The 967-nt window shown below is 61.9% G+C and carries 2 protein-coding genes; both read left to right on the top strand.

The features are described 5' to 3' along the window. Positions 1–97: 97 nt before the first annotated feature. On the top strand, positions 98–502 hold the full coding sequence (locus GEZ84_RS10565) for a hypothetical protein (RefSeq protein ID WP_003121593.1): 405 nt from the start codon (positions 98–100) through the stop codon (positions 500–502). 14 nt (positions 503–516) lie between these two features. Beyond that, a partial coding sequence (locus GEZ84_RS10570) for a Mu-like prophage major head subunit gpT family protein (RefSeq protein ID WP_194252075.1) occupies positions 517–967 on the top strand: 451 nt, incomplete at its 3' end.

Genomic DNA, 967 nt, shown 5'->3' on the forward strand with positions numbered 1-967 from the left:
ACGAGAAAACCGGGCTGACGGCCGACGAACTGGCCGTATGCACGGCCATGGGTATCCCCATTGAGGCCTTCAAGGCCGCGAAGGAGGCCTGAGCATCATGGCCCTGACCAAAGACCGCAACACCCCACGCCGCGACGGCATGCAGTTCAACGACCCGGTGGCGGCCAACGCCAAGATCTTTGCCGGCAGCCTGGTGTGTCTCGACGCTTCGGGCAACGCCGTACCAGGAGCGCTGTCGACCACCATTGCGGCGCGCGGTATCGCCCAGGAGCAGGTCGACAACACCGGTGGCGCCGCCGGCGCCAAGCGTATCGAAACCCGCCGGGGTGTATTCCAGCTCGCCAACAGTGCCTCGGCCGACCAGATCACCCGCGCCGACATCGGCAAGGAGTGCTTCATCGTCGACGATCAGACGGTCGCCAAGACCTCTGCCACTGACACCCGCTCGGTTGCCGGCGTCGTCCGCGATGTGGATGACGGCGGTGTCTGGGTAGAGATCTAAGGAGCAGCATTCAGATGATTATCAACCAGCAAAACCTGCGGAACCTCTTCATCGGTTACCGCGCGGCGTTCCAGAATGCCTTCGCAGGTGTTCAGCCTGACTTCAACCAGTTCGTGCTGACCGTGACGTCCGGTAATGCCTCCGAGCAGTATGGGTGGCTCGGTAACTCGACCGCGTTCCGGGAATGGCTCGGCGACCGAGTGATCCAGAACTTGGGCGTGCACGACTACACCATCAAGAACAAGACCTTCGAGAACACCGTAGGTGTTCCTCGCGAGAGCATCGAAGACGACAGCTACGGGCTGTTCACCCCCTTGATGGGGCAATTGGGCCAGGACTCCGCGATGCACCCGGCGGAACTCGTCTACGCGCTGCTCAGTGGTGGTTTCCCTCAAACCTGCTACGACGGCCAGTACTTCTTCGACACCGACCACCCGGTAACTAGCGCGGCTGGCAACGAGGTTT

Source organism: Streptococcus mitis (assembly GCF_009496155.1).
In the GTDB taxonomy this organism is placed as follows: domain Bacteria; phylum Bacillota; class Bacilli; order Lactobacillales; family Streptococcaceae; genus Streptococcus; species Streptococcus mitis_BQ.